At 47.4% G+C, this 26,737-nt stretch carries 23 protein-coding genes and 1 pseudogene; 11 read left to right on the top strand and 13 right to left on the bottom strand.

Going from position 1 to position 26,737, the window contains the following annotated elements; all coding sequences use genetic code 11:
* Positions 1-2: 2 nt before the first annotated feature.
* Positions 3-1,541 carry a hypothetical protein gene (locus HP567_RS01690; protein ID WP_173611762.1) on the bottom strand — a complete coding sequence of 513 codons (1,539 nt, stop codon included), beginning with the start codon at positions 1,539-1,541 and terminating at the stop codon, positions 3-5.
* A 144-nt stretch (positions 1,542-1,685) separates the two neighbouring features.
* On the opposite strand from HP567_RS01690, the gene HP567_RS01685 reads away from it, so the two are divergent.
* The 9 genes from HP567_RS01685 to HP567_RS01645 all read left to right on the top strand — a co-directional run bounded on the left by HP567_RS01685 (position 1,686) and on the right by HP567_RS01645 (position 15,066).
* On the top strand, positions 1,686-3,089 hold the full coding sequence (locus HP567_RS01685; protein ID WP_173611801.1) for a sigma-54 interaction domain-containing protein: 1,404 nt from the start codon (positions 1,686-1,688) through the stop codon (positions 3,087-3,089).
* A gap of 202 nt (positions 3,090-3,291) precedes the next feature.
* Entirely contained in the window at positions 3,292-4,641 is a 1,350-nt protein-coding gene (gabT, locus tag HP567_RS01680; RefSeq protein ID WP_173611763.1) for a 4-aminobutyrate--2-oxoglutarate transaminase, read from the top strand.
* 27 nt (positions 4,642-4,668) lie between these two features.
* Entirely contained in the window at positions 4,669-6,093 is a 1,425-nt protein-coding gene (locus HP567_RS01675; RefSeq protein ID WP_173611764.1) for an aldehyde dehydrogenase family protein, read from the top strand.
* A 261-nt stretch (positions 6,094-6,354) separates the two neighbouring features.
* Complete coding sequence (locus HP567_RS01670) at positions 6,355-7,809, top strand: polysaccharide deacetylase family protein (protein ID WP_173611765.1); 1,455 nt, start codon at positions 6,355-6,357, stop codon at positions 7,807-7,809.
* Positions 7,810-7,842: 33 nt separating this feature from the next.
* Positions 7,843-9,156, top strand: a complete 1,314-nt coding sequence (locus HP567_RS01665; protein WP_173611766.1) for a nucleotide sugar dehydrogenase — start codon at positions 7,843-7,845, stop codon at positions 9,154-9,156.
* A gap of 26 nt (positions 9,157-9,182) precedes the next feature.
* A complete protein-coding gene (locus HP567_RS01660; RefSeq protein WP_173611767.1) occupies positions 9,183-11,066 on the top strand; it encodes a glycosyltransferase in 1,884 nt (627 codons plus the stop codon).
* A gap of 36 nt (positions 11,067-11,102) precedes the next feature.
* On the top strand, positions 11,103-12,863 hold the full coding sequence (locus tag HP567_RS01655; RefSeq protein ID WP_173611768.1) for a polysaccharide deacetylase family protein: 1,761 nt from the start codon (positions 11,103-11,105) through the stop codon (positions 12,861-12,863).
* A 27-nt stretch (positions 12,864-12,890) separates the two neighbouring features.
* Positions 12,891-13,955 (top strand): glycosyl hydrolase family 18 protein, encoded by a 1,065-nt coding sequence (locus HP567_RS01650; protein ID WP_173611769.1) that lies wholly within the window; start codon positions 12,891-12,893, stop codon positions 13,953-13,955.
* A 277-nt stretch (positions 13,956-14,232) separates the two neighbouring features.
* Positions 14,233-15,066, top strand: a complete 834-nt coding sequence (locus HP567_RS01645) for an undecaprenyl-diphosphate phosphatase (protein ID WP_173611770.1) — start codon at positions 14,233-14,235, stop codon at positions 15,064-15,066.
* Positions 15,067-15,108: 42 nt separating this feature from the next.
* Here HP567_RS01645 and HP567_RS01640 read toward each other — a convergent pair whose 3' ends face one another.
* Positions 15,109-15,576 carry an OsmC family protein gene (locus tag HP567_RS01640; RefSeq protein WP_173611771.1) on the bottom strand — a complete coding sequence of 156 codons (468 nt, stop codon included), beginning with the start codon at positions 15,574-15,576 and terminating at the stop codon, positions 15,109-15,111.
* Positions 15,577-15,777: 201 nt separating this feature from the next.
* A pseudogene (locus HP567_RS30095) lies at positions 15,778-16,109 on the bottom strand (transposase); the annotation flags it as partial.
* Here HP567_RS30095 and HP567_RS01635 point away from each other — a divergent pair.
* Positions 16,046-16,324, top strand: coding sequence for a hypothetical protein (locus HP567_RS01635; protein ID WP_173611772.1), 279 nt, complete (start codon positions 16,046-16,048; stop codon positions 16,322-16,324). The pseudogene HP567_RS30095 and the gene HP567_RS01635 sit on opposite strands and share 64 nt — an antisense overlap.
* Positions 16,325-16,489: 165 nt before the next feature.
* On the opposite strand, the gene HP567_RS01630 is transcribed toward HP567_RS01635, so the two are convergent.
* The 3 genes from HP567_RS01630 to HP567_RS01620 form a co-directional block, all read right to left on the bottom strand.
* Positions 16,490-16,834, bottom strand: coding sequence for a hypothetical protein (locus HP567_RS01630; protein WP_137031697.1), 345 nt, complete (start codon positions 16,832-16,834; stop codon positions 16,490-16,492).
* A 55-nt stretch (positions 16,835-16,889) separates the two neighbouring features.
* On the bottom strand, positions 16,890-17,369 hold the full coding sequence (locus HP567_RS01625; RefSeq protein ID WP_173611773.1) for a hypothetical protein: 480 nt from the start codon (positions 17,367-17,369) through the stop codon (positions 16,890-16,892).
* 299 nt (positions 17,370-17,668) lie between these two features.
* A complete protein-coding gene (locus HP567_RS01620; RefSeq protein WP_137031699.1) occupies positions 17,669-18,346 on the bottom strand; it encodes a hypothetical protein in 678 nt (225 codons plus the stop codon).
* A gap of 298 nt (positions 18,347-18,644) precedes the next feature.
* Here HP567_RS01620 and HP567_RS29925 point away from each other — a divergent pair, with 298 nt between their 5' ends.
* Positions 18,645-18,935 carry a helix-turn-helix domain-containing protein gene (locus tag HP567_RS29925; protein WP_370647946.1) on the top strand — a complete coding sequence of 97 codons (291 nt, stop codon included), beginning with the start codon at positions 18,645-18,647 and terminating at the stop codon, positions 18,933-18,935.
* Between the two features lie 677 nt (positions 18,936-19,612).
* Here HP567_RS29925 and HP567_RS01610 read toward each other — a convergent pair.
* The 7 genes from HP567_RS01610 to efeB all read right to left on the bottom strand — a co-directional run bounded on the left by HP567_RS01610 (position 19,613) and on the right by efeB (position 26,734).
* The gene (locus tag HP567_RS01610) at positions 19,613-19,861 is read right to left on the bottom strand and encodes a hypothetical protein (protein WP_137031700.1); all 249 of its coding nucleotides are present in this window, start codon (positions 19,859-19,861) and stop codon (positions 19,613-19,615) included.
* 58 nt (positions 19,862-19,919) lie between these two features.
* Positions 19,920-21,608 (bottom strand): hypothetical protein, encoded by a 1,689-nt coding sequence (locus HP567_RS01605; protein ID WP_173611774.1) that lies wholly within the window; start codon positions 21,606-21,608, stop codon positions 19,920-19,922.
* A gap of 27 nt (positions 21,609-21,635) precedes the next feature.
* Positions 21,636-22,076, bottom strand: coding sequence for a divergent PAP2 family protein (locus HP567_RS01600; RefSeq protein WP_173611775.1), 441 nt, complete (start codon positions 22,074-22,076; stop codon positions 21,636-21,638).
* 23 nt (positions 22,077-22,099) lie between these two features.
* Entirely contained in the window at positions 22,100-22,456 is a 357-nt protein-coding gene (locus HP567_RS01595; RefSeq protein WP_173611776.1) for an SMR family transporter, read from the bottom strand.
* A gap of 36 nt (positions 22,457-22,492) precedes the next feature.
* A complete protein-coding gene (locus tag HP567_RS01590; RefSeq protein ID WP_173611777.1) occupies positions 22,493-23,422 on the bottom strand; it encodes a decaprenyl-phosphate phosphoribosyltransferase in 930 nt (309 codons plus the stop codon).
* Between the two features lie 222 nt (positions 23,423-23,644).
* Complete coding sequence (locus HP567_RS01585; protein WP_173611778.1) at positions 23,645-25,429, bottom strand: FTR1 family iron permease; 1,785 nt, start codon at positions 25,427-25,429, stop codon at positions 23,645-23,647.
* A 27-nt stretch (positions 25,430-25,456) separates the two neighbouring features.
* Positions 25,457-26,734, bottom strand: coding sequence for an iron uptake transporter deferrochelatase/peroxidase subunit (gene efeB, locus HP567_RS01580; RefSeq protein WP_173611779.1), 1,278 nt, complete (start codon positions 26,732-26,734; stop codon positions 25,457-25,459).
* Between the last annotated feature and the right edge of the window lie 3 nt (positions 26,735-26,737).

Below are 26,737 nucleotides of genomic sequence, written 5' to 3'. Positions count from 1 at the left end.
ACTCAAAAATCACGCGTCTGATCAAAAGTAGCAAAAAGCTCATCTACATCTACTTCCACACCTGCAGCAGCCAAATTCCGTTTTGCCGACTGAAGCAGCTCATCGAGCACAACGAAAATTTCTTCCCGCTCAACCGTTTCGATAAAGCCTGTTCGTCGATCCATCTTGTTGAAAGTCTCTGTGTACTCTTTGACCAAGGCACGCAAAGCAGTTTGTATTTCTCCCGCATTTGTCGCGTCTTCGCTGCCTTGCTTTTCGAGCGCACTAATCGCAGTGTTCATTTTTTTATAGAGACTGGCGGCTTTGTTGGCGTGAGCCTTTGAGATGTGCTCCCTGCCATCCCAATCGCGAAATGGATTGGTTAAATTATTGGCCAGCCATTCGGGTTTGCGCGGCTTGGTGATGGACAAATCCAGCCCATTTTTCACTTCTTTTTTATAGGCGGCTTTAATGGTCTTGGCCGCTTCTGCTGGGAGGCTCGTCATCCAGAGCGTGGAGAGCTTGGGACATTGATCAGGCGAAGGGAACTCGTCCCCGGAGAAGCCAAACAGATCGTAGGTCGTAAACGTCAGTAGCTCCTTCAAGTACTTGATACTACCCAGATTGCTGAGGGTACCAGGCTTGCCCCATAGACGGATGTCCCGGAGCGAGGGATACCGCTGGACGAGTGGCTGTAAGTCCAGCTCCGTCACATTACGCAGACGAAGTGCTCCTAAAAGGTCAAGTCCGCGGTGTAACGGCAGCGAATCCGAGAACGAGGCGGTCAGCCAATACCCATCCTCTTCGGCTTCTATGAACAGGTTGGATGAAATGCCCTTGTCCAGTATGAGTTCCCTAAGACAATCGTTCAGATGCAGTGACTCCAGGCCGTCCGCGTTTTGGAGAGAGAATTTACTGAGATGGCTTCCTGTCAGATCAAGAGAGGAGCCATTGGCTTTTTCCAAGTGAAGCTCCAGTAAAAACGGATTGCTTTTGACAAAGGCAAGCAAGGAATCGGTGGGCTCCTCTGCATAGATTCTTGTCAGGCAAGGGAGCTTTTCCAATTCAGAGATGTCCGTCAGGCGTTGCAGGATGTCGGCATGAAGGACGTTGATTGATCGGCGCAGGTTCACCCCGCCTAACGAAATCATCGTGTCATCTTTTGCCGCTTGTTTAAATAGCTGGCGACGCTCCTCGGGAATTTGATTCCATTTATGCTGACGATAGAGGCTCCCTCCGACATCCCAACTGCCGTAGCTTCTTGTTTCTTCTGTCACGAGAGGGGGTATATTCCCTACTTTTATGTAGCCTTTAGGCACCACATTATCGACATAGCTGTGCTCGAGCACATTGTTCCAGAAGAAGTAGTCACAATATAAGGGCTTCATCTGGTACAGCTCTGATTCATCAGGCAGTGTATCGCTGCTCCAGTCCAGCTCGAGGATACTGATGAGGTTAGATTTACTCGTGCCAGGCTCTTTGATCGATGTGACCTGGCAAGCTGCGTACTTTTGCAGCTTCTCGACAAAAACACAGTAGATGTCTCCGACTGTGGGCGTCATTCCTACCATCCTTTCCATCTCGCAAGGCTTGTTATTATGGCTATTTTTACATATTTTTCATGTGTTGTCGTTGTTCTTGCTGTTTTCTATAATGAAAAAATAAACATGGATCGGACATTACGGCGTGTGGAAGGCGGCGAAGAGATGAAGAGAGAAGAGAGTACGGAAAAGTGGATGAGCCGCGTATTGGAGGCCATTGTTGAAACGTCGCGTGATCATTTGTTAATCACGGACCCTGAGGGCTACATCCGGCTGGTTGGCGATTCGTCCTATGAAGTGTATGGCATCGGAAAGGAAGAGCTCTTGGGCAAGAACGTCATCGAGCTGGAAAAAAGGAAGGTCTTTTCTCCATCTGTCACGCGAAAAGTCATGGATGCCAAGACGCCACAGACGATCATGCAGGAAATACCCGGGGGCCGAAAGCTGATGGTGACGGCGTTTCCCGTCTGGAACGAAGATGGCAGCATGCATTCGATTATCAGCTATTCGCATGACCTGACTGAAATTATGGAATTGAAACGGCGCTACGAAGGTCTGACAGAGCAGCTCAAGCAGTTTGAAACCGAGATTGAGGAGCTGCGAGAAAAGCATCAGGAGGGCTTCGTGGCAGTGAGCCAACCGATGCAAGCCATTGAACGTCTCATCAAAAAAGTCGCGGCTGTCGATTCGACTGTCCTGATCCTCGGGGAATCGGGTGTCGGGAAAAATGTGATCGCAAAAGAAATTCATCGCAATAGCCGCCGTGCGGGTGGGCAATTCGTGGAGATCAACTGTGGCTCGATCCCGGAGGGCTTGCTGGAATCCGAGCTGTTTGGCTATGAGGCGGGTTCGTTTACAGGTGCCGCCAAGCAGGGCAAGCAAGGGATTATCGAGATGGCGAACCAAGGGACTCTCCTCTTGGACGAGCTGGGGGAACTGCCACTTACCTTGCAGGCCAAGCTGTTGAAGGTGATTCAAGAAAAACGGTTGCAACGCGTTGGGAGCACACAGTACCGCGACGTGGATTTTCGTTTGATTGCCGCCACCAATCGCGATTTGGAGAAGATGGTGAAGGAAGGGAAGTTTCGGCAGGACCTGTATTTTCGCCTGAATGTTGTCCCCATCCACGTCCCGCCGTTACGAAATCGGCCCGAGGATATCGCGGCTCTCCTGAAACGCGCCGTGCGCTCGCTCAATGAACGATATGGAATGGACAAGCGACTGGACCCTGCCGTAACACATGCCTTGATGCAGTACGAATGGCCCGGCAATGTGCGCGAGCTGGAGAACGTTTTGGAGAGAATGGTGGTCACAGCGGACGAAGACGTGATCACTTCTTCGCACCTGCCCGTGGAAATCAGATTGGCAGGGGAAGAGCAGACAGCCATGGAGCCGAGTCTGGCAACTTCCAAGATGTCGCTAAGGGAAGCACTGGAGCAGGTAGAGGAAAAATGGCTGCGCTACGCATCCGAGCACTGCCGGACCACGGGAGAAATCGCGGAGTTTCTCGGCATTAGCCAGCCATCTGTCGTGCGGAAGCTGCAAAAATATCGGATTCGTTCCAGGTGATTCAAAAATGAATCGTTTATTCAAAAACGAATCGAACATTCGGGTGTTTTGATTCACTTTTGAATAATTTGATGTAAACGTAGTACGGAAAACGCGATTTCATCAAACTCTGGCGTTTGGCATAGGTATTGCTACATATAGTAGTTGAGTTTACAAGCAAGCAATCCAACCAATACCATCTCGAACGAGGAGAGGAAACGATATGTCCAAACAACGTCAATTTGTAAACGTAGCTGCTGGTGTGCCAGGTCCCAAGGGAGCAGCCCTGATTGAAAAAAGAAAGCAGTTCGTGCCAAAAGGTGTCGGCAACAATACCCCTGTTTTTGTAGAGTCAGCTTCAGGCGCATTGGTAACGGATGTAGATGGCAATACGTATATCGATTTTGCCGGAGCAATCGGTACACTGAATGCCGGACACTGCCCGCCGGAAGTTGTTGAGGCACTAAAAGCGCAGCTGGACAAATACATTCATCCTTGCTTCCATGTAGGGATGTATGAGCCATATGTGGCCTTGGCTGAGAAACTGACGCAAATCACGCCAGGCAGCTTTGAAAAGAAGACGATGCTCGCAAACAGCGGGGCAGAAGCGGTAGAGAACGCGGTGAAAATCGCCCGCAAATACACAGGACGCCCAGGCATCATTTCCTTTAGCCGCGGCTTCCACGGTCGTACGCTTTTGGGCATGTCACTGACTTCCAAAGTGAAGCCGTACAAATTCCAGATGGGTCCATTTGCTCCAGCTACGTATAAAGCGCAGTTCCCGTATCCACTGAACAAGCCGGAATCCATGACAGATGATGAGTACGCGCAATTCTGCGTGCGTCAGTTCGAGGACTTCCTTTTGACTGAGGTTGCACCGGAAGAAGTGGCTGCCGTGATTATGGAACCGATTCAAGGAGAAGGCGGCTTTATCGTTCCGCCTGTGTCTTTCGTTCAAGGCGTCTATAACATTTGTAAAAAGCATCAAATCCTATTTATTTCCGATGAGATTCAAACAGGCTTCGGTCGTACGGGCGCCATGTTTGCCTCCACCCATTTCGGAATCGAGCCAGATATCATCACCATGTCCAAATCCATAGCGGCAGGCTTGCCCATCTCTGCGGTTACGGGACGCGCAGAAATCATGGACGCGCCAAACCCGGGCGAGATCGGCGGTACCTATGGAGGAAGCCCGCTTGGTTGTGTAGCGGCGTTGGCAGTCATTGAGAAAATGGAGCGCGAAGACCTAGCTGGCCGCGCGCAGGCGATCGGGGACAAGATCAAAGCGCATTTCCACGCGTTGCAAAAAGAGTTCCCTGTGATCGCGGAGGTGCGCGGACTAGGTGCGATGTGCGCCGTAGAATTTATCGATCCAACAACCAAACAACCAGCGAAGGAGCTCGTTGCTGGCTTGACCAAAGGCTGCTACGAGTCTGGTGTCATCGTGCTTTCTGCTGGCGTCCACAGCAACGTACTGCGCTTCCTGTCTCCGCTGGTCATTACAGACGAGCAACTGGAAGAAGCGCTGGACATTATGACGGATGTTCTGAAAAGCCAATACGTGACAAACTAAAAACGCCCGAGGGGGTTCTCCATACTCATGAAAAAGCATCTCTACATCAACGGACAATGGAAAGAAGCAAAAGAATACGCGCCGCTCCACTCCCCGTATTCTGGGGAGCTGCTGGCTGAAATCGCTCAGGCAGACGATCATGACGTCGACGAGGCAATCAAGGCGGCAAAAGCTGCTGCCAAAGTCATGGCGAAAATGCCAGCTAGTCAGCGAGCTTTGATACTAGAGAAGGCCGTTGCGATTATGGAGGCACGCAAGGAAGAACTGGCGATCATCCTCGCACAGGAAGCCGCCAAGCCACTTCGCACGGGTCGTGTAGAAATTGCTCGGACGATCCAGACCTACAAGTTTGCAGCAGAAGAAGCGAAGCGTATCCACGGAGAGACGGTGCCGCTCGATGCAGCACCGGGCGGTGAAGGACGTCTTGCTTTTACCGTACGCAAGCCGATTGGCGTAGTTGGCGCGATCACGCCTTTTAACTTTCCATTCAATCTCGTGGCGCACAAGGTCGGGCCTGCCATTGCCGCAGGAAATACTGTCGTGCTGAAGCCAGCGAGTCAGACGCCGCTCAGCTCGCTGATCCTGGCCGATATTTTCGCAGAGGCGGGATTGCCTGCCGGAGCGCTCAATATTTTGCCTGGAAAAGGCGCAGTCGTAGGCGAAAAGCTGGTCACTGACAGCCGAATTGCCGCGATCACGTTTACCGGAAGTCCTGCGGTTGGAATCGCGATGAAAAACAAAGCGGGACTCAAACGCGTGACCTTGGAGCTTGGCTCCAACTCCGCAGTGATCATTGACCACAACGTGGAAATTACGCAAGCATTGATTGATCGTTGCGTGACGGGTGCCTTCTCCTTTAGCGGTCAAGTGTGCATCTCGCTGCAACGCGTCTATATTCACCAGAGCAAGTACGAAGAGTTCCTGGAAAAGTTTAAGGCTGGCACAGAAAAGCTCGTGCTGGGTGATCCGCTGAACGAAGCGACAGACATGTCCTCCGTGATCTCCGCCAAGGATCATGAACGCATGGGAGCATGGGTACAGGAAGCAGTAGAAGCAGGGGCACACGTAGTTACTGGCGGGAAGCCTGTCAGTGACAACCTCTTTGCCCCTACGATTCTGACCAATGTCGGCGCTCATGTTGCCGTCTCCTGCCAGGAGGTATTCGGTCCAATCGTAGTCGTTACACCGTTTGAGACGATGGACGAAGCGATTGAAGCGGTAAATGACTCCCGATTCGGCTTGCAAGCAGGCATCTATACGAGTGACATTCACGCGGCTATGCGCGCAGCGGAAGAGCTGGAGGTCGGAGGCGTGATGATCAACGACATTCCGACGTTCCGCGTGGACAACATGCCGTATGGCGGTGTGAAAGACAGTGGTTTTGGCCGCGAAGGTATCAAGTATGCGGTCGAGGAATTAACGGAACTAAAATTAATCGCGATCAAACTGTAACAGCGAATGACGGGCCCGATGAGGCTCGTCTTTTTTTGATAATAGCGTCTTGATGGCGATTTTACCCATTTCCATAAATTGTCACATATGAAACCGCTTCATAAAGTTGTTTGATTTAGATGGTTATGTTAGTCTAGCGTGTGGAGGCAGACTATGTTCATTTTTGCGGAAGAGTGTTTGATTACACTTGACTTGTTGCGCAGATGAAATAGTCGTTTTTTTATGCGAAAAGGGCATTTCTTACATGAAAAGGGGACAATCATGATTAGTCATTGGAAAGGGGCCAGTGGGTTCCGAGTATTTCAATGGATCTCCCTTGTAGGGATCGTGGCATTATTGGCAGGCTGTTCACCGTTTCAGGGGAATGAAAACGGTGCAGATAACGGACCTGCGTCAGTCAAACCTGAAAAAATCGAGCGTTACAAGGGGGAAAAGAGCAAGGCAGTGTCGATGGTCTACACGACGCAAAGACAGCTTGCTCTTACTTTTAATGGGATGGCAGATAAAGACAAGATGAAAAGATTGCTGGATGAGTTGGACAAGTACCACATCAAGGCAGCTTTTTTCATGCCAGGAATGAGAGTAGCTGAAGAGCCTGACATTGCGCGAGAAATTGTCGCCAGAGGTCACGAGATCGAAAACAATACGTTGAACAATTCTGATTTGCAGAACCAACCTTACGAGAAAATGTACAAAGACATCGAGTTGACCAATGAGGTCATTCATAGAGAAACGGACAAAACACCGCGGTATATCAGAACAAAGTCGGGTGAATACAACGACGATCTCCGATTGGTAGCTGCTCACAATGGACAAGAAGCCGTCGTGTCCGCCAGTCTGTTTCTGCACAATTGGCAAAAAGAGACGGAGGAGCAAAAAATTCATTACCTAAGAAAATATATGAATCGCGGCGGCATCATCGCGATGGATACAGAGGAGAACAAGTCTGTCGTAGAAAACATCCGGCTACTGGCAGAGGCAGCTACTCATGTCGGTTACAGATTCGTCCCCTTGCACGAGTTGATTGCACAAGGAGGGGAGCGAAAGCCGCTGCAAGATATTCCGGGTTTTGATGCAGCAAAAATGAATGCGGCGTATTACGAGTCCAAGCCAAATCTCATCTATCGAAAAGAAACGGACAAGAAGATGGTCGCCTTGTCTTTCGATGATTGGGGTACGGATCAAACAGTTACGAAGATTCTCGATATCCTGGACAAAAAAGGAGTAAAGGCTTCGTTTTTCCTTCGTGCAGATGGTGTAGAGCGAAATCCAAACTTGGCGAGAGCAATTGCGGAAGCGGGACACGACGTAGCCAATCACACTTATTCTCACCCGGTGAATACCAAAATTGCGCCGGAAGAGTTACAAAAAGAGATTGTTAAAGCCCATCAGATCATTACGGAAGCGATTCAGCAGAAGCCGACGATGTATTTCAGACCGCCAACTGGGGCGTTCGACGATCAGACACTCAAGGCGATTGCAGCAACGGGCTACGAGGATATTACGATTTATGATGTGACGCCGTCCGATTACGACAAGAAACGGAGTGCGGACGATATCGTCAAAACCATTATGGAGCAGACGCGGAGCGGAAGCGTGATCCTGCTGCACATGCTCGATGATATTCACACAGTAGAGGCGCTACCAATCGTAATTGACCAGCTTAGAAGCAAAGGATACACGCTTGTACCCATGACAGAGATGTTTGGCCAATAAAGCCCAAAACAGAACAGGGAGAGGGACCAGCTTATGAATTTGTACGAAGGGATTGTGGAGAGGAAGGAAAAAATTGCTGTCGTCGGTCTTGGGTACGTAGGCTTGCCGATTGCGATGGCACTGTCAAAACGTTCTTCTGTGATTGGATTCGATGTAAACGAAGAGAAAGTAGCAGCCTATCAAAAGGGAAACTTTCATGATGTGGACGTGGAACAGGGGCTGACGAGTGACGCTGCTATTGAATTCACTTCAGATGAAAATAGATTGCAGGAAGCGCGATTTTTTATCGTGGCCGTGCCTACTCCGGTCAAAAGCGGCAATGTTCCAGACCTGAAATATGTAGAAAGCGCGTCCCGCATGGTGGGCAGACAGTTGAGAAAAGGGGCAATCGTCGTATTTGAATCGACTGTTTATCCTGGGGCAACCGAAGATGTTTGCTTGCCGATTCTGGAGGCGGAATCGGGCTTGCGTTGTGGTATAGACTTCAAGATCGGCTATTCACCTGAACGCATCAACCCGGGAGACAAGGTAAATCGTCTGGAAAACATCGTCAAGATCGTATCGGGGATGGATGAAGAAACACTGGGAATCGTAGCAAGCGTCTACGAGCTCGTGATCAAGGCAGGCGTTTATCGAGCAGAAAGCATCAAGGTAGCGGAAGCGGCAAAAGTCATTGAAAATGCTCAGCGGGATGTCAATATTGCGTTTATGAATGAGCTGGCGATGCTGTTCAACCAGATGGATATTCCGACGAAAGCAGTATTGAAAGCGGCAGGAACTAAGTGGAACTTCCTCCCTTTTTCACCGGGCTTGGTTGGCGGGCATTGCATCGGTATCGACCCGTACTATTTAACGTACAAAGCAGAAGACAGCGGCTATCGCTCCCGCATTATTTTGGCAGCTAGACACATCAATGATGGCATGGGGAAATATGTCGCCCAACAAATCATTAAGATGGCTGTTCGCTCAAAGCTCGATCTTCAAAATGTACGGATCGGTATATTAGGTCTGTCATACAAAGAAGACTGCGCAGATATCAGAAATACCAAGGTGACGGATATTATTGAGGAATTGAAAGAATACGGCATAAATCCGTTGGTCGTAGACCCGATGGTGAATCCTCGGGAGGCATACGAGGAATACGGCATCGAGATGTCAGAGATGGGGGCTCTCCACGACTTGGACATAGTGGTTGTAGCGGTACCGCATGCTCCCTTTGCCCAGATGGAAGTCGCTGATTTTGCCGCAATGTACGGTAAGAATGAAGCAAAAATCATGATCGATATAAAAGAGATTTATTCCAAAGCTGACTTTGTAAACAGTGGATTTCATTACTGGAGCTTGTAGGCAGTGGAGGGGAGAGAGCGGCAGTGATGAAACGGTTGATAGAGAAAATAAAGCCGAAAAAGAAAGAGAAAATCGAAGAAGTACTGACGGTTTCCAAAACAGAGAGGCGCGTGTTATCGAATGTGCCAGACCCGGAGAAAATTCGTGTCCAAGTGGATCGCCGCGGTGCTAAAGATACGAATGAGCCAGGAAAGCTGGAGGACCCGGAATACCTGAATCGCATTCGGATGCTGAGTCTGCGCTATATGGCGGATTTCCCGGTGACGCTGTTGACCAAGAAACAGCGGATCAAGGATGGAATCAAGGCCAGAGCCGTCGATATTTCTTCGACTGGTCTATTAGTGGAACTAGATTCGGAGATGGTAGACATCCAGGTGGGACAAGTGTTTATGATCCATTGCACAATCCCGCCAGGTACAATGCCAGAAGGCTATGAGTCAACGGTGAAGCTGGATGCAACGGTTGTTCGCTCGTTTACCCAGGAGGAGGACGGGCGTCAGAAGTTCATGCTCGCCTTCGAGTTTTCCAAACCGCTGACTGACTATTTACGCAAAAAACGCTGGGGATACGCCATTTATATTGCAAGTACTTTCTTGTTTTTCGCTGCGGCGTTTATCGTGCTCATGCGCGCGGAGAGTGTGATTTATTTCAAATACAACATGTACTTGTATTTGTACAGCTTGATTGCCGCGGCCTTTTTGCTGACACGGTATTTATTCGGTGCTCTTTATCGGGGGGTTCCCGTCAATCCGGACTATACACCGGGCGTGAGCATTATTATCCCGTGTTTTAATGAAGAGCAGTGGATTCACCGGACGATTTTGAGTTGTGTCAATCAGAACTACCCGATTGATAAGCTGGAGGTCATCGTGGTAGACGACCGCTCGACAGACCGATCCGCAGAAGAGATTCAAAAGGTCATCGATATGATTCATAACGAGGCCGAGCGCTATATGACCCGCGAGCGCGTGAGGATGCACATTCTTCCGGAAAACGGCGGGAAACGGGTCGCTTTGGTAAAAGGTGTGGAAATGGCCAAGCACGATTTGGTTGTCTTCGTTGATTCAGACAGCTTTTTGGAACCGACTGCGATTCGCAACCTCGTACAGCCTTTCCAAGACCCGAAAATGGGTGGTGTCGCAGGGCGTACGGATGTGGAAAATAAGTTCACCAACTCAATCACCAAGCTGCAAACCGTTCGTTACTACATTGCCTTTCGCATCATGAAAGCGGCTGAGTCCTGGTTTGACAGTGTCACTTGCTTGTCTGGGCCGTTGTCTTGCTATCGTAAGGAATTGATTTTGCAGCATTCTGAGGCATGGCTGAATCAGAAGTTTCTCGGGCAGCCAGCCACTTTTGGCGATGACCGAAGCATGACCAACTTTATTTTGCGAACACATCGGACGGGCTATCAGGATTCTGCGATTTGCTCGACGATTGTGCCGTCAGATATGAACGTATTTTTGAAGCAGCAGATGCGCTGGAAGCGTTCGTGGTTGAGGGAATCTTTGCGTGCCAGCGGCTTTATTTGGCGCAAGGAGCCTTTTATGGCGATCTTCTTTTACATTGGTCTGATTGTTCCTATCGCTGCTCCTGTCATCGTCCTGTACAACCTCGTATACGTCCCGCTCGTTCATCACATTTTCCCGGGCACGTTTTTAATGGGCTTGCTGTTGATGGCGCTCTTAATGAGTTTGGCCCATCTGTTTTTCCGTAGAAGCAAGCTATGGGTTTTCGGGATTGTCTTTTGTGTGTTTTATGAGCTGGTGCTGTTGTGGCAGATGCCTGTGGCTTGGGTGACATTCTGGAAATCTACTTGGGGTACGCGAGAAACACCGCAGGACGTCGAAGCGAGATTGAAAAAAGAAGCCCGAAAAAAGAACAAAAAAGGCTTTGGCCTGCCATTTTAAGAGGGAAAGCCAAAGGGAGTGAAGGTGTCAGGAGCTATGGGGAAAACGACGAGCGATGTCTTGGACTATCGGAAAAAAGATCGCAATAAATTCATCAAGACGCTGATCCAGGTCGCTATCTTGGTCGTCCTGGGTGTCATGTTATATAATGCCGCCTTTGATTGGAAGAAGTACGAGGAGCCGAATAAAGCGAGCTGGACGAATGACAAAGGCTTTATCGCCATCTCCTATTTTGGCGTGGGTCGTACGGGGACACCGAAATTAGTAGCCAAGAAGCAATTGGACGAGCAGCTGCAGGCGTTGTATGACCAGGGGTATCAAACGATCTCGCAACAAGATATCTTGGATTTTTACAAGAAAAAGAAGCCACTTCCTGACAAGGCCCTGTTCCTAGCCTTTGAAGATGGCCGCAACGATTCGAGCTTGTTTGCCCAGCCGCTTTTGGAGAAGTACAACTTCAAAGCGACGGCATTGTCATACGGCAATAAGATGGGAAACAGCGAGAACAAATTCCTGCAGCCGGAAGACATGAAAAAAATGATGGAAAACGGCTACTGGGAGCTCGGTTCCAACGGTTATCGACTGACGTATATCAATGTATTTGATGATCAGGGCAATTTCATCGGGGTGAAGGATGAGAGTGAATTATCGAATAAAACAAAGGTAGGCTACTATAATCATTACTTGATGGACTTTATTCGTGACAGCAATATGATCCCGATGGAAGACAGAAGCAGGATGGAAGCGAGAATCAACGAAGACTACAAGCTGATGAATGATACATATATGGATCAATTGGGCTTTGTCCCGGGTGCCTATATGATCATGCATGCGAACACCCTGTATGGCGGGATGAATCGCTTGGTAGCGGATGCGAACGACGCGAATATCAAAAAGTATTTTACGATGCACTTTAACCGGGAAGGAACCGCCTACAACGACAACAAGAGCAATCTGTACAACCTGACTCGCGTGCAGCCAGAGCCTTATTGGTACACGAATCATTTGTTGATGCGCATCCAAAAAGACACTGACGAAAAGATTCGCTTCGTTCGCGGTGATGAAGAGCAAGCGAAAGAGTGGGATCGTCTCGGTGGCGCTGCGCAATTTATGGAGGATCAGATCGTCTTGACCTCTCCAGCTGCTGGCTCTGGCATGTTATATTTAAAAAACAGCGACAGCCAGAAGGATATCAAGCTTTCTGCCAAGCTGGAAGGGAATGTAATCGGTAAGCAATCTATTTATTTGCGCTATGATCGGGAAAAAGACAGCTATGTACGGGTCGTCCTGCATGATAATGAGCTGCGCGTCGAGCAGAAGAAGGAAAAAGGCGAGGTACAGGAGCTTTTCAAGACGGAATTGAGCCAAGTGATTTGGAATCCTGAGGATTTGACCTTCGACCGTGCCTCTGTTTATACGAGAGAACAAGGTGAGTCTGGTGCTCCCGAGCTGGAAAAATACCCGATCAACATTAAAAATACGCGTTCATTCGAAATGACTGTTCAAGGGGACCGTCTCAGTGTTTCCGTGGATAAGACAACGCTCTTGGACAAGCAACAGATCGACCCAAGCGTTAGCAACGGTGGAGTTGCATTGGAAGCGGCCTATAGTGAAGTGAACAAAAAGGATGACATTTATGACGGGGTGTTTGCGGACGTACAGATTGCGTCCTTAGAGCAACCAAATGATGAGCAGCAGATGCTGTTCAGCAATGTGCAGACAGGACTTGCAGGAGTCGTCAGTTCGATCAAGAAAGCTATTTCTGTCGCAATGGACTGGGTCATCGACACCTTTTAAATCCGAAACAAGGGGGCTCCGTGCAAGGTGTCAAACATCAAGAAACGATCGATCATTTTGACTGCTCTTCTGATAGTAGTGTGTGTCATCCTCGTATGGTACATGATGAAATGGAACGATACCGAAAGCTTGGAGAGTGTAGATGCGGCTAACAACACGACGGAATTGTCCGCTTGGGTGGTAGACTGGCAGTGGGAATCCGGTTTGGAGGATTTCCGCAGGATGACGGATGGCTTGTCCAGTTTGCAGGTTTTCGCGGCGTATTTTGATGAAAATGACAAGCTGCATTTTACTGACCGCATGATCAAGGCGATGCCTGAGATCAAGGAAGCATCGAAGCAGGGTAGCTATGTCGACCTAGATTTGACCATTGTGAATGATCGCCTTAACAGTGATGGTACGCAGGTTCAAAAGGACCCGTCGATTGTCAGCCGTCTCATGGCGACAGATGCAAGCCGTACCAAGCATATTATGGAGATCAAGAATGCCGTGATCCAGAATGGCTTTCATGGTTTAGAAATCGATTATGAGAGAATTGACGAGAAAGACTGGGACAACTTCCTTACTTTTATCCATACCTTGTATCAGCATATGGAGAAGGAGGGAAAGTCGCTTCGCATCGTATTGGAGCCGCGCGCGCCGATTGAAGAGTTGGCATTGCCAAAGGGCCCTACTTACGTCATGATGGCTTATAATTTGTACGGTACGAATACAGAGCCAGGTCCCAAAGCTGATCATGCATTTATCGAGGAGCTTGCCCATCGCATGCAAAAAGTGCCGGGTGACAAGGTCATGGCCCTATCTGTAGGCGGGTTTGACTGGGCTAGTGATGGAAAAGTGACGGCAGTGACAGAAAAGCAGGCAGATGACCTTGCTGTGTCAAGTATCGAGCCACCCAAGCGAGATGAAGCGAGCGGCAGTTTGTACTTCAACTATATGGGTGAGGACGGTCAAAAGCACACGGTTTGGTATGCGGATGAAGAGACACTGTCTCAATGGGTTGCGGTCGCAAAGAAAGCGGGTATTGAGAGAATCGCGCTTTGGCGACTCGGTGACATGGGGGAAGGGACGTTGCAATATGTGAATCGATGAGGGGCTGTGGTGGAGGGAAGAAGCGAATTTCCAGTCTACGCTTCGGCCTACGCAGCTCTTGATTCACATCTTGCAGAGTTGATATAAATCAAGAAAAGCAAGATGGCTATCACTGTGGGGACATCCCATCCATCCGGAATTTACTAGAATGTTTTTCGATCACGATGTAACTTTGTACCGGAGATGAACGTTATAATGCTAGAAGCGGTAGTCTGCTCTTTTACAGGGCGGCTGCTACATATTGATTTTGGACTTCATTCATAGGAGCGTGGAATTTTTGGGTCTCTGGGAAGCTTTTGTTGCGATTGTGCTGGGGCTAGTAGAAGGTTTGACTGAGTTTGCTCCGGTTTCCTCTACGGGTCACATGATCATCGTGGATGACTTTTTGTTCCAAACGAAAGATTTGTTTTCACCTGAAGTGGCCAACACCTTCAAAATTGTCATTCAGCTCGGCTCGATTTTGGCTGTCGTGGTTTTGATGTGGGATCGGTTCATGAGCTTGCTCGGCCTCAACAGACTGGCGGGTAAGCGTGAGGTTCAGGCAGGACCTCGACTGAATTTGGCTACGGTCATTGTCGGTTTGATTCCTGCGGGGATTCTGGGTGTTCTGTTTGACGACTACATCGATGAGTATTTGTTCTCGACGAAGACCGTGGTAATCGGTCTGGTGCTGGGCGCTTTGCTCATGTTGGCTGCGGATTGGTTCCGACCAAGACGTCCCAAGATTGAGTCGGTTGACCAAATTACGTACAAGCAGGCATTTCTGGTCGGACTTATTCAATGTTTCTCCCTGTGGCCTGGCTTTTCCCGTTCGGGTTCCACAATCTCCGGGGGCGTACTGTTGGGCATGAGCCATCGGGCGGCGGCAGACTTCACGTTTATTATGGCTGTGCCGATCATGGCGGGCGCTAGCTTTTTGTCGCTGTTGAAACGTTGGGATGCGATTACAATGGACAGCATTCCATTTTTCGTCGTTGGTTTTATTAGTGCGTTTGTGTTTGCGCTTCTGTCGATCCGTTTCTTCTTGAAGCTGATTAACCGCATCAAGCTGACACCTTTTGCGATTTATCGTTTGGTGCTGGCAGCGGTTATTTACTTTGTGTTTATGTAAATATCAAAAAGACGACAAAGGCTCCCAGATGGGAGCCTTATTTTAATCATTCGCCTTTATCTCACTCGGTTTTTCAATAACTATTCCGTTTAGCTTAAGCGTAACAGGATTGGCAATCGTATCTCCTACGGGGCATGTCTGTTCCAAAAATTCCACGAAAGACTCTACTTGCTCTCTAGGAGCATCGGTTTTGATATGAAAGGTGTATCGAATCTCGGAATACCCGCGTCGGACATCAGATTTGTTCATGAAGCCATCTGTATCGAGATCGCCTTCAACTTCCACCCAAAAATCGTCGAGCTGAACGTTAAACTTCCTGGCATATACTTTGGCAACGATAGATTGGCAGGCGCCTAATGCGGAGAGTACCAGTTCAACCGGGTTCATGCCGGTATCCGTACCTCCCAAGCTTTTCGGTTCATCGATGGTTATTTCGAAATCTCTCGAACTGGCCTTCACAACCATTCCCTTCTGTAGATGTGCAGTTGCTTTGAATGTTTCAACAGGCATGATGCACACTCCCTTCTGGATAATCAGTACAAGTAAATTTTACCATGGTTTTCCAATGATCATTATGAAAATTTTTACATTTGTGCAAGCTGGTGTCTCGTCCACTACACACCTAGAAATAAAAAAGGGCTGTCTCAAAAGTCGATTTCCTGACTTAGAGACGCCCCATATATGTTTTATTTCAAAAGGTAAACCGTACGCGTCCAGCACATTTTTCATTCGTTCGGAATGAAACCGATTGATCGTACGAAAACAGGTTGTTGCCGAGCAGCAAGCCAGATGTTGTCGGATAGGGCCTTAGCGATTTGACAAGACGGATATATTTTTTGCGAGTAGGCGTAGATGGGTACTTTTGTCATCATCTTCGGATGATAGCTGTCCCTGTCTCCTGGATAAGCATACGCAACATTGAAGATGGCATCGTCCAAACGTTCTACGACATCATTGATAATCCTTAGGGTATGATGAGGTGGAATCCACGCTTCAAGGTTCATCGGCAACCAAAGCTGATCCATGTTATATTGAATATACAGAGCAATCGACCTTTTCGAAAATGGTGGGTGGTATTTCCATTTTATTAAAAAGAGGCTATTACTTTATTGTTTTTCTTGAAAAAAGAGGACTATCCCACAGTCATTTTAATGACGTTTGGGACAGCCCCGTTTCCCTAGGGGACGGAAGCGCGAATAATACTTTAAAGGCGTTAGCTCTTCGCGGCAAGACGACCGTCAATGCCCCAGTAATATAGTGAAACGGGAAATTAGCACGTCAACGTTATTCTTGAGCTAAATAATTGAAAAGTTACCCACCTAACTGGTGAATTCATTTTGTCCTGGTGGTCAATTTTTTGATGAGCACGCAGTCAACATTTCGATTGACATTTACATATCTTCTCAAAGAGACATCTGATTATCTATAAAAACAACGTCGATATGAGATAAGTCACCAATGAAATAAAAAAGCAAATCAGGCTAAAAAAGAAAAACACGATAGACATATTTTTTACTTTATCATTTTCATTTCTCAATGCTTCTTTATTAATATGATTTTCTCCAAAAACTTTTGGAGAATCAGCATTAGACATGCGCTTACGGTCGAGCCCTAAATACGAACTAAAAATAACCCCGGACAACACGAATCCTATCACACCAACAAGAAACTCATAAAATACGAACGTTTTTAATATGCTATTTTGATAGAATGCATACAATAGGATCAAAGCCGACGTAACCAGACTTGAAATTAAGCCGGTTTTCATTATAGAAATCCCCCTCTGAAAGAAAAGAAGGCGATTTTTCGCCTTCTTTTCTTTGTTAAAATTTATCTATACTATTTTCTTGTAACGGCCACTCTTGATTAAGGTTAAGATGGAATTTTCCAGAAATATTTTTTGCCCCCATATATTCCTGCACACTCGTGTTATGCTTTAATATTAATTCTGATCCCTTATCTTTTAGTTCACTTTCTAATTCTGCGGGTATTTTTAATACTACATTACCGGCATCATCTTTAATATCAATTATCTTCGTTGATTCTTGAAGACCACCGAACTTATTTATTTCTTCCAGAATCTCATAAACTTCATCAGATAGTGGAACAGTAAGTCCTGTCAAACCAACATAAACCCCTTGTCTGTTTTTATCGACTACCGTTACAGGAATACCTACAATAATTTCTGGTTCTTGAATAGCCAAAGTTTGTGATTCATTTTCGGCTTTTGTATTACTGCCCCCAGAAATTAGTCCCCCTATTAAGACAACAACTGCTAATCCTAAAAAAACATTTTTCTTCACTGCGTACTCCTCCTTAAAAGTTTATATATGCAAAACGAGAAAATTACATTCTAGCTAGATTGGAAATGGAGTAAAAAATAGGCTCGATATCAAGAGTGAGAAAAATCGCTTCGAAACGTTGGGGAGGTTCCAACTCAAATAAATTTTGTATATCAACTTGTTATATAATGGGCATAGTAGTCAGCCAATCTTTTAAGTTTTAGATTTGGGGAAGTACTCCTTTTCTCGTATCTTGAAACTTTGGTGTTTGGAACTGATGAAAATTAACTCATGCATTATCTATTAGGAAAAATCAGCACTCAAGGATTAAGCGTTACTGTGCCCCTTGACCAAAAAATACTTCTTAGCGATCTTTCTTCATTACCACCAGCAATAACTTTTGTATGAGTTTTACCTGGGAATTCATTCCAATTATAACTGGATCTTGGTTTTAAGTATTCATAATGCATACCGCCTCCGTAATCATTGTACCTAATTGACTCTGAGGAATTGAATGCCCCAAACCAATGTTCAACTACATCATATTGATTCCCCGGTGATATAACAACATTTGTTGGTTGTATATAATCAGGTTGACATGAATTACTATTACCATAATAGCAAGTAAAGCCATGGTATCGAAGGTAATTTCTATCGAACATATGTAAAACCCTAGCATGTACATCGGCCCCACCGTTTCCTCTGTACAACACATTTACTAACTCACGAGAGTTGAGATTGCTGGTGTTTCTAACTTCATATTCATATATCTCGTGGTCCACACTAAGATCGGAGATAAAAGGAGTATTGTTAGCATAGTATTTTTTCATTGAGCCCTCTGAACCACTGGTTAAGTTAAAGTCAGTTTCCGCATATGCAACATTAGAGAGCATAGATAACATAAATAGCGTAGCCAATAAACTGAATAATTTTTTATTCATTTTGTATTGTCCCCTTATTTTAAAATTTTTCAAAGCAAACCCGAAATCTGCTTCCATGCTTCTTTATCCTGATAGTAATGTCATGATACCCCTTTATCACTAATGATGATTTCAAACTGTTATTGGTAAGGTTCCTGCGTGAAAACCTCATGGAGTTGTTACGGGAATTTTGGGAAATTATAAAAAGAATTTATTGCTAACTTCTACCCATTCATCCACTCTCCCTATCCTGAATAGTATCATCCTCTCTGTTTTTAATATATCAAACAATTAGGAAAAATTTAACTTTATATATCTTGCAAATTTCTACATAACTTTACAAACAAGATCGAAACTTGTTTGTTATTGTTGAACAGTGTTGAATCATTTGTTATATTCCTACTCGATTAAATTCAAAATTTGGGTTTTATGTAATCGGAAGGATACACGTACAGAAAAAATCAATTGGAGATATGCTGTGTGTGAATGCCGAAGAAATAGCAACCTCTCTTTCGCTAAGTTGGAGGCCAGAACTGGTGTCAGTAGGGGTGTACTCCAAAAATTAGAGAGTGGGAACACAGAACACGCTGCATTTAAAACAGTGAAAGCATTAGAATCGGTTTTGGGGTATACGTTTGAAGTAATTATCCAAATATATAGACCGTGAACATAGAAGCCACACTTTATTTGAGATTCTTCAAGAGATCATTCAGCGTAAGTATTATTCATTACTGTACAAAGTATCCTTGAAAATTCTTCAATTTCGGAATTACTGAATTGATAGAGTGTTGGAATAACTCTATCAATTCAGTAATTACACTGCTATGACTGTAACAAAAAACGAAATATTGCTACCACTCTACAAGGCCATCGCAAAAAACTACGCTCGACAGGGTGGAGAGCCCAAATACATTGCCAAAGCTTTATTAGAATCGAACGAAATGATCTCAAAAGGCTAGAAGAAACATTTCGAACGGGCGAAGAGATTTTTCACTATACTGACTTTTTGGACCTCAGGAAAAAAACTACCTATTTTTTCAGAATACGCTCCATGCTTATAACACCCTGAAGTATAATCAGTGCATTGAATTATGTGAGTCTGGACTTGCACTCGAAACAGTTGACACAGAGTTAAAGGTTAGTGCTTATCTTGCCATGATCAACTCTTTTTTCTTCTTAAATAAATTCGTTGCTGTTGAACAACACTTGGAGGAATTCGGGGAATTTTACTACGAATTTGTTCTTGAATCTATAAAAATTACTCGCCTAGTTACTAAATCACGTGATGAATTGTCAACCCAAGTACGATAATTTTTCAGCCCAAACCATTTTCTTGGTTGGGTGTTAATTAGATGCAAAGCATGAACCAATTTTTCCGAACTGCTTCAAAACACTGTCGCTTAGCAATTCGACTTCTGTGAGCAACAGTTGGCGCGATTCACACAAATGCTGCAAAACCCCGATCCATCTGCAGCGATGCAACTCCAAATGCTCCAGCAACAAATAAATAACACCCAAACTCAAGTCATTCAGGCTCTGCAACAAGTAAATCAGCCGTTGTCCCACATCGACGACCTGACTGACAAGATCCAAAACTAATCCACCTATAAAAAACGAGCGCAACTCACAGGAGTTCGCTCGTTTTTTATGATTACTTCATCAGGTAAACAGCTCTTGCACCAACAAAGCCTTTGACCTTTTCGCCTTTATCCAGCTTTTGCTCGACGAAAGGAATGCCAGCTTCTTGCAGACGTACTTTCACCGCATTGAAATGGTGGAAGTCTACGACCAGCGTTTTGTTGCTTGCTTTGATTTCTTCTAGCTGCTTTTTCACTAATGCATTGGCGCCAGACTGTCCAATGATATGAGAAGCATTTACCATTACCATATTGGCGAGTAAAATGACGACCAGAACCCTGCCCGCATAGCGGAAAAAGCCCTTCTGAATATCCCAGACTGCCAGCGCAATCAAGAGTGGAATCAGCCAAAGTTGCGGAACATAGCGCGCCCACCAGCTTTCCGGATTAATCAGCACGGTCACGAAGAGCACCAGACTGATCCACAAGAAAGGTGCCGCCTTTTTACGATGAGTCCCCAAAAGCAAGGCGACGAGAATCAGGCATGTGACAATCACAGCTCCTCCGAAAAGCGGTCCGAATCCGGCTACACGCACGTCAGGAGAGTAGAACACGGCGAGCTCTTTCCATGTGACTGTAAATGGCACTTTCCATGTAGGGCTATGGGGTGTTGCGATGTTCTCCGATTTGGAAAATAAGGAGATAGCCAGATTTTCTATGCTGGAATTGTCTTTGAAGCCATGCGGGCTATTCGAGGTCATGATATCAACGGCGCCTTTGCCCGCCAACGGATAAAACGGATGTCCCTTCGTTAGCGTGTTGGTGACATACGGATTGTACCCGACAACCCCTACGGTGATAACCAGACTAATTGAAAGCCACACGAGCATGCTTTTGAAGTGCTGACGGCGATCGTAGAAAAAGAAGAGCACGAGAATAGCCAAGCCGAGCAGTCCGGCATACCCCAATGCCGTGAATTTGATCTGGGCCAGCAGCATGAGCGCTGCGCATAGTGCCAGTAGCGTCCAGGCATGGTATCGCTTATACAGCAGATAGCCAAGAGCGCAGATGATAAGCACGAGTGAACCAAGCTGTCCGTCAATATAGAAGGAAGTCGATTGCGTAATCACAGTAGGATTGAACGCTGCGAGCAGCGCGAAGGCAATCGCCGCCCCTTTTCTCTTCGGGAAGGCGGTTCGGATGGCAGCGAGGGTCAGGAAAAAGGACGATGCAATCAACAACAGGTTAAATATTTTGCTAACCTCAATCTGACCAGTAAGTTTATACATGACCGCATCAAGCATCCAAGGACCTTTGGCGTAATGATTGATCCACAGGTGAAAGGCCGAGAGAATCTCTTTATTGTCCATCTCCTCCACTTCTTTTGAACCAGGAGGCTTGAGGATGGGCTGGTCATGAACTGGGTTCCAGCCGTTGGTTATCTTCACGATTGCTTCTTGATGATACGTTTGTCCGTCAAAAGAGAGATCAAACGTATTGGCGCTGATGAAGTAGCCGATGCCTGAAACAATCACCAGTCCAGCCAACAGGGAGAAAAACCAGGCCCGGCGACGTGAACTTACGAAGACCGACACCATTCCTCCCAATGCAGCCAAAGCGGCAACGAGGCCAATCCAAAAGCTGGCGGCCGTCACGGATACGCCGAACAAAAATAAAACCGATGTGCTAAGCACAATCGTAGCCATAAACAATAGCAAAGCCGTCCCGAGCAGGAACGAGTACGTAGCTGTACGGTTATTCATGAACATAATCTCCTGTCTACGAATCTACTAGCCAATGAGGTTAGGGAGGTTCGCTGCCAGCAGATGCAATACGGTAGCAAGCAGTACCCCGAGTACCAGACCCCCGGCAATTTCCCATCTGGTATGTCCCATGCTTTCGCGCAAAGGCTTGGTGGGAAACACGTCCGGATGTTCCTTTGCGAGCTTGTTGAGTGCCTCTGCATGTTTTCCTACCGCTCTGCGCAATCCAGTCGCATCGATGATCACAATAAACGTCACAGCCACGCCCAGCCCGAATGCCGGATGAGTAAAGCCCTCCTGCAAACCAATCAGAAACACAGTGGTCACCATAACGGTTGTGTGCGTGCTGGGAAACCCGCCGTTCCCGACCATTTCTTTGGCACGAGACCCAAAACGGAGGTAATTGATCAAAAATTTGGTTATTCCAGACACGAGCCAGCCGATAAACGGCGCTGCTGCATATAACATGAGAAAACTCCTCTACGTGATGATTACGACTGAGATATGACGACGACGCCCACGACGATAATCGCCAGACCGGCAATGCGTGTAAGGGACAACGGTTCGTTGAAGATCAAGAAGGATAGCACAGCTACCAACACGTATCCAAGTGCTGCCATGGGATAAGCATAGGAAAGCTGCACCTTTTCCAGCGCAGCAATCCAGATAAACGCAGAAAGTCCGTAAAGCGCAAGTCCCACCATAATCGGCAGGTTCGTGAAATAGTGCAGGAACTTCAGTAGCAGCATGTCATTGTTGCTGGTGAGCGAGGATGCGCCCATCTTCATCGCGACTTGTCCACACGCACTGAGGATCACGGAAACGATGATGAGAACAATTGATGGCATAGTCTGATCCACAACCTATCTGTGCAAGTAACTTCCTTATTTAAATTCAAACATGTAAATAATCCCGGCTACCATGACGACATACAGGGACACCGTAATGAGAATCGGCTTGTCCTGCAACAAAACTTTTTCCGGACTGCCGCCCTGGCCTGCGACAGTGATCAAATACAGGTAACGGAAAATACCAAAGATCACGAGCGGAATGGTCCACATCAAGTGAATCGTGCGTCCTGAGGTAAAAGTGAACAAGGAATAGCTGATGATTGTCATGGTCGTCACAATCGTATTCAACTGATTCAATAACTCGGACGAATAACTGTCGAGCACTTTGCGATGCGTTCCTTTATCCTGCTGTAACAAAATCAGCTCGTGGCGACGTTTGCTGATGGCCAAAAACAGCGCGAGCAGCATCGTACAGAGTAAAAACCACGGCGTGAACGGCGTTTGGATCATCAGACTTCCGCCGATGGCACGCAAAACAAAGCCGGCTGAGATAATCATGACGTCCAGAATGACCACATGCTTCAGCTTCAGCGAGTAAGCGACGTTGAGTACAAAGTAGACCAGCAGCACGAGCGCGAATAATCGGTCAAAGTAATAAGCACTAAACAGGGAACCCAGAAGCAAAAACACACCAAATGCTAATGCGAGCGCTGGTGGCAATGCCCCAGAAGCCATGGGCCGGAACTGTTTTTCCGGGTGATTTCGGTCATTTTTGATATCGACAAAATCATTGAGGATGTAGACGCAGCCGGATACAAAACAAAACAGCAGGAAGGCCAGCACTGACTTTCCAATGACATCCGGACTTACTTTGTGCAAGGAAAATAGCAAGGCAGCAAAGACGAGCAAGTTTTTCGTCCATTGATGTGGACGAAGCTGCTTCACTAATAGGTAGACCATATTTTGTCGAACGCGTGGCGTTGTTTTGACGTCAACTTTAACAGAATTTGATGTTGCCCCCATATCTAACTCCTATCCTATTATCGAATCGTACCTTCTAATGACGGAAAATGTAAAAAGAAGGTTACACCTGTAATATGGTAACACAACTTCCCCCATAAAAATTTAACGATAACAGAAAAAATGTGAACTTGCGAGAAAGAATGATTGCCAAGAATAATATCGGGGGTTACAAGAAAACGCAGCCCTCGTGATGGAGCTGCGTTTTTCAGGGTATCTCTTTATTTAGTTCACCCGCGGAATCGGAGTGGCAGCTTTTTTTCGAGAATACAGGAACAAATTGAAGAGTACGATCACGAGTATGATCAATTGCGGGATCGTTGTTTCCCAGCTCGCGTAAATGCCAAGCGTCGGTGCGTACAACAAGTAATCGCTGCTGTGTGCAGATAAGCTTCCCGTTACCTGCAAAGCGTGGATGCTGACGCCGACGAATTTAAATGCCATGTAGTAGAGCAATAGACTGGCTACAAAAAAGAACGGACGCACGGGTATGCGTGCACTGAGCTTGATGATGACAAAGCCAATTACGGCCAAGACGACAAGCGCGCTCAAAATGCCGATCGCCAGGTCTGACATGGAGATCGTAGCGGCCATCCCCATATAAAAGATAATCGTTTCTGCCCCTTCGCGGGCGACAGCGAGAAAGGCGGTGAATGAGAGTGACCACAGAGCTCCTTTTGCCAAAGAAGAGCCGATAGATTTCTCGACAAACTGATTCCATGCCTGCAAATTGGACTTCTTATGCAACCACGCACCGATCGTCACCATAAAGAAGACGGCAATCAGTCCGGTTACTCCCTCAATCGTTTCTCGCGAGTTGCCTGTGGAGAGGTTGGAGAAAACGACACTGAGGATGACGGCAAGAATAGCGGAAACCACGATCCCGGCAAATGACCCAGACCAGATCCATTTGCGCTTGTCGGCATTGCCTGACTTGTTCAGGACAGTAAGCAAGGAGACGATGATCAAGATAGCCTCCAGTCCTTCACGGAACAAGATGAGTCCCGCATCCCAGGCGGTGTACGAGGATGCCGTCGCAAATGGCGAAAGCTCTGTCTTCATTTCTGCAAGATGAGCCGCTGCCTTTTCCCATTGCGGGGGATTGGACAGGATGAGTGTCGGGATGGCGACCATCTTGGCTTCAATGCTGCTGTAGGTAGCAGGCGATTTGGTCATGACTACGCCTTCTACAGAGGGCCAAGAGATGATAAAGGTCTCCATTTTGTCCGAAGCAGCAGTTGCATCCTGATTGGCGATATCTGTTTCTACCGATGCAAGGAGTACCAGTAGAGACGAGATCGTGGGCTGCTCGGAAGAAGGATTCGCAGCGGCCTGTTGGACTGCCTTTCCTGACAAATAATTGTTTACCGCAGTAATGAGTGCCTGTACCTTCTCTGCGCTCTTTTTAGGATCGGGTGGTTCTGTGTTTAGGGCAATGCGCGCACCGCTGATTTTGATTTCCATATCACCGTAGACGGCGGCATTTTCCGCTCGAACAAGACCCTCTGCCTTGTACCAGCCGGTGACGAAGCTGTTGTACGACTGCTTGGCTTTCGGCAGATCGCCTTCCGTGATGGCTGTCATGCTGTTTTGCAAGAGCGGTAGCAATGCCGCAATTTGCTTGTGTGCCCGTTCTTTTGGCTGACCGCCTTCTTCTTTGGACGAGACGTAACGATCCGTCGCTTTTGCCAGACTGGAGATAGCTGCTTTTGCGGTGTCAGGATTCGCCTTCGCTTGGGCAAGGGCTTGCTCTGCTTCCGCGATTGCTTGCGTCAGCGCTTGGGCATCTGCAGAGGTTTCTTCCGAATTGCCCTCCCAGATGCTCTTCATGCTGCTGAGTGCTTTAGCTGCTTCTTCCCAGTTGTTATCTCCACTGCTAATCAAGGCATCGCTGGAGAGGGCGATCATTTGCTTGAGCTGCTCTGGCACCAACGGCGCGGCTACAGCGGCAGACAGAGCAGATGTCCATAGCAGCATGCATGTACAAAGGATAAACAGATAGCGTTTCAAGGTGTTCACTCCATCCCAGGTAGTTGGTTAAAATAGCGTGTCCCCGATGTATCCGCCCTCACTTGCACCAGGTAGACAGGCGTACAAACCACTGCCAACATGGGTGATATATTCATTGAGCAGGTCGACAGATGCGAGCTTTTGTTGCATCGGTATGAATTGCTTGCGCGGATCACGATTGAAGCAAATGAACAACAGCCCAGCATCGAGCTGACCAGTCTTGAGATCCATTCCACTCGAATAAGAGTAACCGCGACGCAAAATTTTCACCTTGCCGTCCATATGGGCCAGGGCGACATGGGAATCGACAGGAATAACGGGTTTGCCCTTGGCATCCTTTCGATCCAGCTCCAGCTCGTCAAACTCATTTGCTTTGCCAAGAGGAGCCCCGGTTAAACGGTGACGACCAAATGTATTCTCCTGATCGGTGAGGGAGGAGCGATCCCAGACCTCGATCCGCATGCGGATTCGACGCATGACCATGTAGCTTCCGCCTGCCATCCACGCGGGACTTTCAGCAGTGTTAGCCCAGACGACTTCATTTGCAATAGCGGGATCGTTCACCTGCGGATTGTTCGTGCCATCCTTGAAGCCCATCAGATTCCGTGGCGTGGAGCCAGTCGGGTCGGATGCACTGGTACGCTGGAAGCCTTCCTGCAGCCAGTGGAGGACAGCTTTTCCTCGAGCGATCCGAGCCAAGTTCCGGAGGGCATGGAAGGCGACCTGTGGATCGTTGGCACAGACCTGCACGACAATATCGCCACCCGACCATTCCTTTCGCATTTCATCGCTGTTGAAGCGAGGTAAATCGACCAATGGAGCTGGGCGTTTGGATGCAAGACCAAAGCGCTCATCGAAGAAAGAAGCGCCAAGCCCAAATGTGATCGTCAATTTCATTGGGCGCAGGCCCATGGCTTCTCCCGTGTCGACAGGAGGAAGAAGGGCGTGATCGCTCTCCTCATCGACGTTTTTGCCGGCAGTCATGCGTGCTGCTGCCTGCGTCCAGCTTTGAAACAAGCTGCGGACATCCCCTAGCGAGGTCGTCGTCAAATCAAAAGCACCCATGCAGATAAAATCCTGCATAGGTGTAATGATCCCGGACTGATGCTTGCCATAAAAGGGAATGACCTCATCTGCACGGGTCGGAGTGGTACTTGTCTGTTCATTTTTGGGAGAGGAGGGTAAAAGGGTATTGACCCCAGTCGCCCCCAACAGCAGTCCAATCCCTCCGACCCCAGCCAACTTCAGAGCCTCTCGACGTGTGATTTTGTTCGCTGTGGTGTTTGCGAGATGCTTGTCATTCATCTT

The organism is Brevibacillus sp. M2.1A, assembly GCF_013284355.2.
In the GTDB taxonomy this organism is placed as follows: domain Bacteria; phylum Bacillota; class Bacilli; order Brevibacillales; family Brevibacillaceae; genus Brevibacillus.
The sequence above is the reverse complement of the archived record's forward strand: the minus strand, read 5'-3'. Positions and strand labels throughout refer to the sequence as shown.

Excerpts from the sequence above, each read along its gene's own strand:
- HP567_RS01690 (WP_173611762.1), bottom strand. The coding sequence starts at position 1,541 with ATGACGCCCACAGTCGGAGACATCTACTGTGTTTTTGTCGAGAAGCTG.
- HP567_RS01685 (WP_173611801.1), top strand. The coding sequence starts at position 1,686 with ATGAAGAGAGAAGAGAGTACGGAAAAGTGGATGAGCCGCGTATTGGAG.
- gabT (WP_173611763.1), top strand. The coding sequence starts at position 3,292 with ATGTCCAAACAACGTCAATTTGTAAACGTAGCTGCTGGTGTGCCAGGT.
- HP567_RS01675 (WP_173611764.1), top strand. The coding sequence starts at position 4,669 with ATGAAAAAGCATCTCTACATCAACGGACAATGGAAAGAAGCAAAAGAA.
- HP567_RS01670 (WP_173611765.1), top strand. The coding sequence starts at position 6,355 with ATGATTAGTCATTGGAAAGGGGCCAGTGGGTTCCGAGTATTTCAATGG.
- HP567_RS01665 (WP_173611766.1), top strand. The coding sequence starts at position 7,843 with ATGAATTTGTACGAAGGGATTGTGGAGAGGAAGGAAAAAATTGCTGTC.
- HP567_RS01660 (WP_173611767.1), top strand. The coding sequence starts at position 9,183 with ATGAAACGGTTGATAGAGAAAATAAAGCCGAAAAAGAAAGAGAAAATC.
- HP567_RS01655 (WP_173611768.1), top strand. The coding sequence starts at position 11,103 with ATGGGGAAAACGACGAGCGATGTCTTGGACTATCGGAAAAAAGATCGC.
- HP567_RS01640 (WP_173611771.1), bottom strand. The coding sequence starts at position 15,576 with ATGCCTGTTGAAACATTCAAAGCAACTGCACATCTACAGAAGGGAATG.
- HP567_RS01630 (WP_137031697.1), bottom strand. The coding sequence starts at position 16,834 with ATGAAAACCGGCTTAATTTCAAGTCTGGTTACGTCGGCTTTGATCCTA.
- HP567_RS01620 (WP_137031699.1), bottom strand. The coding sequence starts at position 18,346 with ATGGAAGCAGATTTCGGGTTTGCTTTGAAAAATTTTAAAATAAGGGGA.
- HP567_RS01605 (WP_173611774.1), bottom strand. The coding sequence starts at position 21,608 with ATGAATAACCGTACAGCTACGTACTCGTTCCTGCTCGGGACGGCTTTG.
- HP567_RS01600 (WP_173611775.1), bottom strand. The coding sequence starts at position 22,076 with ATGTTATATGCAGCAGCGCCGTTTATCGGCTGGCTCGTGTCTGGAATA.
- HP567_RS01595 (WP_173611776.1), bottom strand. The coding sequence starts at position 22,456 with ATGCCATCAATTGTTCTCATCATCGTTTCCGTGATCCTCAGTGCGTGT.
- HP567_RS01590 (WP_173611777.1), bottom strand. The coding sequence starts at position 23,422 with ATGGGGGCAACATCAAATTCTGTTAAAGTTGACGTCAAAACAACGCCA.
- efeB (WP_173611779.1), bottom strand. The coding sequence starts at position 26,734 with ATGAATGACAAGCATCTCGCAAACACCACAGCGAACAAAATCACACGT.